The 6,979-nt window shown below is 47.2% G+C and carries 8 protein-coding genes; 5 read left to right on the forward strand and 3 right to left on the reverse strand.

Features of this window, described 5'->3' with window-relative positions; translation table 11 throughout:
• A partial coding sequence (locus AC4E7D_RS04140) for a DUF8845 family protein (RefSeq protein ID WP_490172543.1) occupies positions 1-209 on the forward strand: 209 nt, incomplete at its 5' end.
• On the opposite strand, the gene AC4E7D_RS04145 is transcribed toward AC4E7D_RS04140, so the two are convergent.
• Positions 206-1,027, reverse strand: a complete 822-nt coding sequence (locus tag AC4E7D_RS04145) for a lysophospholipid acyltransferase family protein (protein ID WP_490172544.1) — start codon at positions 1,025-1,027, stop codon at positions 206-208. The genes AC4E7D_RS04140 and AC4E7D_RS04145 overlap by 4 nt on opposite strands.
• Positions 1,028-1,052: 25 nt before the next feature.
• Positions 1,053-1,694 carry an NUDIX hydrolase gene (locus tag AC4E7D_RS04150; RefSeq protein ID WP_490172545.1) on the reverse strand — a complete coding sequence of 214 codons (642 nt, stop codon included), beginning with the start codon at positions 1,692-1,694 and terminating at the stop codon, positions 1,053-1,055.
• Between AC4E7D_RS04150 and AC4E7D_RS04155 the strand changes: the two genes are divergently transcribed.
• On the forward strand, positions 1,693-2,406 hold the full coding sequence (locus AC4E7D_RS04155) for a peptidylprolyl isomerase (RefSeq protein ID WP_490172546.1): 714 nt from the start codon (positions 1,693-1,695) through the stop codon (positions 2,404-2,406). The two genes, AC4E7D_RS04150 and AC4E7D_RS04155, sit on opposite strands and share 2 nt — an antisense overlap.
• A gap of 13 nt (positions 2,407-2,419) precedes the next feature.
• On the opposite strand, the gene AC4E7D_RS04160 is transcribed toward AC4E7D_RS04155, so the two are convergent.
• The gene (locus AC4E7D_RS04160) at positions 2,420-3,028 is read right to left on the reverse strand and encodes a trimeric intracellular cation channel family protein (RefSeq protein WP_490172547.1); all 609 of its coding nucleotides are present in this window, start codon (positions 3,026-3,028) and stop codon (positions 2,420-2,422) included.
• A 506-nt stretch (positions 3,029-3,534) separates the two neighbouring features.
• Between AC4E7D_RS04160 and AC4E7D_RS04165 the strand changes: the two genes are divergently transcribed.
• The 3 genes from AC4E7D_RS04165 to AC4E7D_RS04175 all read left to right on the forward strand — a co-directional run bounded on the left by AC4E7D_RS04165 (position 3,535) and on the right by AC4E7D_RS04175 (position 6,927).
• Positions 3,535-4,992: a glycosyltransferase gene (locus AC4E7D_RS04165; RefSeq protein WP_490172548.1), complete on the forward strand. Its 1,458-nt coding sequence runs from the start codon at positions 3,535-3,537 to the stop codon at positions 4,990-4,992.
• Between the two features lie 53 nt (positions 4,993-5,045).
• Positions 5,046-5,543 (forward strand): CIA30 family protein, encoded by a 498-nt coding sequence (locus AC4E7D_RS04170; protein WP_490172549.1) that lies wholly within the window; start codon positions 5,046-5,048, stop codon positions 5,541-5,543.
• Positions 5,544-5,631: 88 nt separating this feature from the next.
• A complete protein-coding gene (locus tag AC4E7D_RS04175; protein WP_490172550.1) occupies positions 5,632-6,927 on the forward strand; it encodes a Zn-dependent hydrolase in 1,296 nt (431 codons plus the stop codon).
• Positions 6,928-6,979 lie beyond the last annotated feature (52 nt).

Below are 6,979 nucleotides of genomic sequence, written 5' to 3' on the forward strand. Positions count from 1 at the left end.
TGACCTTTGGGGAAGAGGGTGAGCAAATCATGGAAGCTGCGGCACGGGCGGGTAATGAGACGCTGTTCTGGCTGATGCTCATTGGACTATGCGTCCTCATTATAGGGATTATCCTGGTGCTGATCTGGTTGTTTTACCGATTGCTTTATGGTATACTATTAAACCGGCTTCGAAGTAACTACAGGGAATTAAAAAAGCTGGAAGTCTAGCCCTTCTTCTTGGCTTTGGTGCGCCACTGACGCCTGCTCTGCCCCTCTTCATAGGCAAGGAGCTCTTCCTCAGGAATGACCTTAAGGAACGAGGGATGCTGCTCAATGGCATACTCCAGTTTTTCGATTATGGCTTCCACCGATTCGTTGTCATAATCGATGTCCAGGGGATCTTTGATGATCATATGCTGGAGGATCCCTTTCTTTTTGATGAACAGGCCCTTCTTATCGAATGACCTGCGGAAACCATCTATAACCACCGGCACCACAATGGGTTTGTATTTCTTTATAATATGTGCCGTTCCTTTGCGCAAAGGTTTCCAAGGGGTGGTTGTCCCCTGTGGGAAGGTGATTACCCAACCATCGCCCAGTGCCCTGCCAATGTTGGAGATGTCACTCATTTTCACCTGCCGCTGCACCTCTTGGCCATCTGCCCTCCAGGTCCGTTGTATGCTTATAGATCCCGCATAGGCAAGCACCTTGGTCAACAGGCTTTTTTTCATCGTTTCAGCAGCAGCAACGTAATAAATATTCAGTTTTGGCCTCCAGAGGTACCCGATATTCTTTATGCTGTCTTCACGCCCGCTCAGACTGGCATTAAAAACGTGAAACATGGCGACCACGTCTGCGAAATAGGTTTGGTGGTTACTCACAAAGAGCACATTCTTCTCAGGAAGGTTGCGTATGATCTCAGATCCTTCGATTTCCAGGGTATTGAAACCCTTGTACCGTTGATGGGTAATTAAACCCATGATCCTTATCAACCATTTTTTGAGAAAAAGTATATGTCCGAACGGATTTCTTTTAAAAAGGGCCATAGAAAGCAAATGTACAAAATCGGGTTCAGAAGACTTCCTCAAACAACTCCCGAATCTCACTCAACATCATGGCGGTGGCTCCCCATACCTTGTAACCCCTTAAGGAATAGGCCGGGACCTCTATTTCCCTGGCATATGAGGTGGTCATTACCGTGGAGATAATATTGCGGTCGTCCATGAATTCAGATAAGGGAACTTCCACAAGGGCTTCCACCTCGGAAACCTGTTTCCTGAACCTGGGAGTGCTGCCCATGACCCCCATATAAGGCTGTACCTGAAAATTGCTGGGAGGGATGTAGATCTTGCTGACGGGCCGGATCACTTCGATCTGCCCAATAGGCGCCCCAACTTCTTCCTCGGTTTCCCGAAGTGCGGTATGGAGGAGGTCCTTGTCGCCTGGTTCTACGCTGCCTCCGGGAAATCCAACCTGGCCCGAATGTACCCCAGGAGATTTTTTCCTGAGGATAAGCAGGAAGCGGGTGAGGTTGTCTGTATCCGGATAGAACAGGGCCATCACAGCGGCCTTTTTTGGGTTTTTCTTTTCCTTAAAGTAGGTTTTTAATTCCCGTACCCGCACTTCAGGGGCCATTTTATAGTGCGATGGGGTACCCGGAAGGGGTAGATTTTTTATTTTTGATATCCGTTCTAAAAATTTTTCAAAATCCATGCGGAAAAGAATAGCCCTGTTTACAAGTATACTATTTTTTTCAGCTTCCTGTAAAGAAGCCCCATCTGAAAAAAATGTCGAAACACCACCCGCAGTCCAGGCTGTGGATACCACTGAGGAAGTACAAGCTGCTGAACCCGAGGAAAAAGAGGAAACTCCATTTGTGCTGACAGAAGAAAACGCCATTGATTTTTTCTTCGATTACCAAAAAGGGCTTAAGGCAAACAAGGTAAAGATCACCACCACCCTCGGCAGTTTTACCGTTCAGCTGTATGACAACGTCCCCTACCACAAGGCCAATTTTATCTACCTTACACGAAAGGGGTATTTTAACAATACCATGTTCCACCGTGTTGTGAAGGACTTTATCATACAGGGAGGCAATGCCGATAATATGGAAACCGGGAAGAAACGGAGGGAAATAGGCCGTTACCTCTTACCCCCGGATACCCGAAAGGGGTATAAACACCACCGCGGTACCATCTCCATGCCCAGCAGTGAAAGGGACAATCCGCACAAACTGGCTTCTCCCTATGAATTCTTTATCGTAGTAACCAAACCGGGATCGTACCATCTCGATGGGGGGTATACCCCTTTTGGAAGGGTAATCTCCGGCATGGATGTGGTGGACCTCATCAATCAGCAACCTGTGGATGATGGCGAATGGCCCATGCAGAATATTTACATTGAAAAAGCCGAGGTAATCAACTAATCCTCCAAACGCGTCAGGCCTTGCGATAGATATTAGGCAAGGCAATTCTAAATCGCACGGCCAGTAATCGGATCCCTATCACAATAAACAGGCCGGCCAGATAGGCATAGGCCTCGCCTATTGGCAATTCCCTCAGGAGAAAATAGGAAAATCCTCCTACGATACAGGCGGTTGCATATATCTCTTTTCTGAAAATTACCGGTATTTCATTGCAGAGAATGTCCCGGATAACCCCTCCAAAGGAAGCCGTCATGGTCCCTAAAGCAACGCACATGATAGGCAGCAAACCCGCCGAAAGGCCTTTTTCTATGCCTACCATGGTGTAGAGCCCTATTCCCAGGGTATCAAACAGGAATAAGGATTTCCTGAAATACTTGAGTTTGCCTTGAAACAGGATGGCGATAATCACCGAAGCAATTATAGTGATAGCGTAAACAGATTCCTGCATCCAGACCACTGGGGTATTGCCAATGAGCATATCCCTGAGGCTGCCACCCCCTACCGCAGTAACAAACGCGATTATGAAGACCCCAAAAACATCCAGCTTCTTCTCCATGGCCACCAGTACGCCGGAGATGGCAAAGGCTATGGTCCCGAGTATGTCCAGTGTAAAGTAGAACATGATGTTACTTCCCTTTGATATTTAGCGCGAAAGTACAGCTTATCTTATTAGTTGTTGGCATTGGACTTCTTGATTTTACTCAATACTACCACCTGCTTACCATATTCCGATTTATGATATTAGTTCCGTCCTGCTTCCCTTTTGTTTACCAGCAAAATGTGTTTAGCAAACATATTCACATTACTTCATATAAAAACCCGATTTGGGATGGGTTTTTCCAAAATTTGCCCGTATTTTTAAGCAATGGAACAACCATTTACTTCCATATTATCCACTACCCACCATTTACCAAGATCAATCCAACCACCCTACTACTTTTATAAGGCCTGTGCTTTTTTGCACCTAGGGGACAGGGTTTCTATCCTGGGGAGATTGAAATTGTTGTTGGTTTTTAACGGAAGGAAGAATCACCCACCAGCACATTGCACAATACAATGAAATCCAGATCAAAACAGGCCATGACGAACCATAATACTAAAGATATATAGACAAAATAACAGACAAGCATGAAAAAAATAACCGTAAAAAAAGGGGCTGCATTAGAGGATTACAAAGCTTATGGCAGCCTTTTTGCCTTAGTTGAGCAATTTATACAAGATGCTAAAGACTATCCTGAAAAACTGAAGGGACGCACTATTTGGATGGTTAACTCCACCGCCATAGGAGGTGGGGTGGCCGAAATGCTCCCGAGCCAGATGCGTATAATGCGTTCCCTGGGGATTCAGATCGAGTGGTTGGTTATAGAAGCCAGTGATAATGCGTTTTTCAACCTCACCAAACGTATCCATAATGCCATTCACGGCAGTGGGACCGCACCATTTACCGAGGAAGACCGGAAAGTCTATGAAAAGGTTAACACACAAAACCTTGAAAAAGCGCTTGAATTTATTGCTGACGGGGACCTGGTAGTGATCCACGATCCCCAGCCCATGCCTTTGGCACGCATGATCCGGGAACACAAGAAAGTGAAAATGGTATGGCGCTGCCATATTGGCCTGGAAACAGAAAACGAAGCCACCAGGAACGTATGGGGATTCCTGTCGCCCTATTTTGAAGATTACGATCACTTTGTGTTCAGCCTGGCTTCCTATGTGCCTGAAATGCTTACGGAAAAAACCTCCATAATTCCCCCGGCAATTGATCCGTTAAGTCATAAAAACAGGATGTTATGGATGTCCAAATGCCTCGGTATACTCCAGCAATCAGGCATCATCAGGGAACAGCTCCCCATGCTGTACCCCAACTACAAGCACCAGGTAAGGCGTGTGATGCCCGACGGAAGTTTTGATACTGTAAATCACGACAGTGAACTGGACATCATCTTCCATCCCACGGTATTGCAGATTTCTCGCTGGGACCGCCTCAAAGGGTTCAAAGAACTAATGGAGGCCTTTATCCTGATGAAAAGGGAAAATGAAAAGAAAACAGATAAAAAAAGTTTGGCGTACAGGAGGATCAGGCATACCCGGCTGGCCCTGGGTGGACCTGACCCGGCTTTTGTATCAGATGATCCCGAAGGCATGGAGGTGTTGAACGAACTCATTGAGCAATACAAGGGGTTGTCTGTAGACCTGCAGCGGGCCATCGCCCTCTTATTGCTCCCCCTGGACAATCCTAAAGAAAATGCCCTTATTGTGAATGCCTTACAGCGCAGTGCTACCATAGTAGTGCAAAATTCCATACAGGAAGGGTTTGGTTTAACCGCCACAGAAGCCATGTGGAAACAGCGGCCAGTGCTGGTTTCAGGCGCAGCCGGACTCAGGGCACAGGTACAGCACGATATCAATGGCAAGATCAATCCAGATCCAACCAATATTCCGGAACTGGCCAAATCCTTGGAGGAAATGCTCAGTAATCCGCTGGAAAGGGACAAATGGGGCTTTAACGGACAGGTACGCATTATAAATAACTTTACGCTCTTTAGTCAGATTAAATCCTGGCTCGACTTATTGAGTGAGATGTAATGAGTTAACCGGACCTGACCATGCCTTGGGTTATTTCCCTACTTTTTATCCTTATGTCCAAGCTACCGATTTATGATTTCAATTCGTCCAGTGAGCTGGGCGACTGGTATGTTGTTAATGACGGGGTAATGGGAGGTCTTTCCCGGGGAAGTCTGGAAATCAGCGAAGAAGGACATGCTGTATTTTCAGGAAAGGTATCCCTGGAGAACAATGGGGGCTTCACTTCTATACGCTATCCCTTTACAAGCAGGGCTATTGAAGGGTACCCTTACCTAATGCTCCGTGTCAGGGGAGATGGAAAACGGTATCAGGTCCGGGTTAAGCCCAAAACCTCCCAGTATTACTCCTTTGTAGCATATTTCGAAACCCGGGATACCTGGGAAACCATAAAAATTCCGCTTGAGGAGATGTACCCTGTATTCCGGGGGTTTAGGCTCGACCTTCCCAATTTTGACGGGAAAGAACTGGGGGAAATTGGGATCCTCATTGGCAACAAGCAGGCGGAGGAATTTCGGCTAGAGATCGATGCGCTGTATTTGGAATCCGAATAAAGAATAGCGCATATCGGGGGAGCTGCTGCTACACTATATGGTGTCTCTTGTTTTTTTGGGTATCTTTTGGCCAAGAAAAATATATGACATGCCAAGAATATTTAAACCTCTTTTTCTAGTCACTTGTTCTATTTTGTTTGCTGATCTGCAAGGCCAGATGCAGGTGAATCAGGACCGTTTGGAAAAAACCCTGATGCAACTTGCCCACTACGGCATAAAGGAAAACGGTGAAACGAGTAGAGTGGCCTTCAGTGATGCGGATATCGCAGGAAGGGAATATGTCCTGGGGCTCATGAAGGAGGCAGGCCTGCAAGTTCACATTGACTATGCGGGTAATCTCATCGGGCAGAGACAGGGTAAGTCCCCTGCGAAAAAACCTCTTGCCTTTGGTTCTCATATTGATATGGTGCCTGATGGGGGCAACTATGACGGATGCGTGGGTTCCATGGCGGCTATAGAAGTGGTGCGTACCCTGAATGAAAAAGGCATTACCACAGAGCATCCCCTGGAGGTCATCATATTTTCAAATGAAGAAGGTGGTGTGATGGGAAGCAGGGCCCTGGTTGGGGAATTAAAACCCGAGGCCTTGAAAGTAGTGAACAGTACGGGATTTTCAATGGGCCAGGGGATACAGCGTGTAGGTGGGGATACTACCAGATTATCCCAGCTTGTACGCCCAAAAGGGAGTCTTGCTGCCTTCCTGGAATTGCATATTGAGCAGGGCGGGATCCTGGACCAGGAGGACCTCGATATAGGAGTAGTTGAGGGGATTGTTGGCCTGAGGTGGTGGGATGTTCATATCAAAGGGATGCCCAACCACGCAGGGACCACGCCAATGAATATGAGGAAAGATGCTCTATTGTCAGCTGCAAAATTTATACAGGCTGTGAATGAGGAAGCCTTAAGAATGGAGGGCAAACAGGTAGCTACTGTCGGGCGCATACGGGCCTATCCGGGAGCACCCAATGTGATTCCAGGGGAGGTAGTCCTCAGCCTTGAAATACGGGACCTATCTGATACTACGATCGACACCTTATATGACAAGATCCAAAAAAGGGCAGCATCCATAGCTGCCGCTTCAGGAACAACCTTTCAATTTGAACCCCTGGATACTACCGGGAAACCGGCATTGACAGCTCCCCGGATACAGGCTGAAATCAGAAAGGCCAGTGAATTGCTGGGCTTGTCTCACCGACAAATGCAAAGTGGGGCCGGGCACGATGCACAGGACATGGCCCTGATCTGCCCTGTTGGGATGATCTTTGTCCCCAGCAAAGGGGGAATCAGTCATTCTCCGGAAGAATTCACGTCTGCTGAGGATATGGCTAACGGCGCCAATGTCCTCATGCATACGCTGCTGCAACTGGACAGCCTCTTGGAATAAAGCTGGAAAAAATTAGAATTGACCTGCCCGCTGCTGGGCTTCACGGAATTCT

The sequence above is a fragment of the Lentiprolixibacter sp. genome (genome assembly GCF_982873095.1).

Bases quoted from the DNA above. Each gene is read 5' to 3' on its own strand.
- AC4E7D_RS04145 (WP_490172544.1), bottom strand. From the start codon at position 1,027: ATGGCCCTTTTTAAAAGAAATCCGTTCGGACATATACTTTTTCTCAAA.
- AC4E7D_RS04155 (WP_490172546.1), top strand. From the start codon at position 1,693: ATGCGGAAAAGAATAGCCCTGTTTACAAGTATACTATTTTTTTCAGCT.
- AC4E7D_RS04150 (WP_490172545.1), bottom strand. From the start codon at position 1,694: ATGGATTTTGAAAAATTTTTAGAACGGATATCAAAAATAAAAAATCTA.
- AC4E7D_RS04160 (WP_490172547.1), bottom strand. From the start codon at position 3,028: ATGTTCTACTTTACACTGGACATACTCGGGACCATAGCCTTTGCCATC.
- AC4E7D_RS04165 (WP_490172548.1), top strand. From the start codon at position 3,535: ATGAAAAAAATAACCGTAAAAAAAGGGGCTGCATTAGAGGATTACAAA.
- AC4E7D_RS04170 (WP_490172549.1), top strand. From the start codon at position 5,046: ATGTCCAAGCTACCGATTTATGATTTCAATTCGTCCAGTGAGCTGGGC.
- AC4E7D_RS04175 (WP_490172550.1), top strand. From the start codon at position 5,632: ATGCCAAGAATATTTAAACCTCTTTTTCTAGTCACTTGTTCTATTTTG.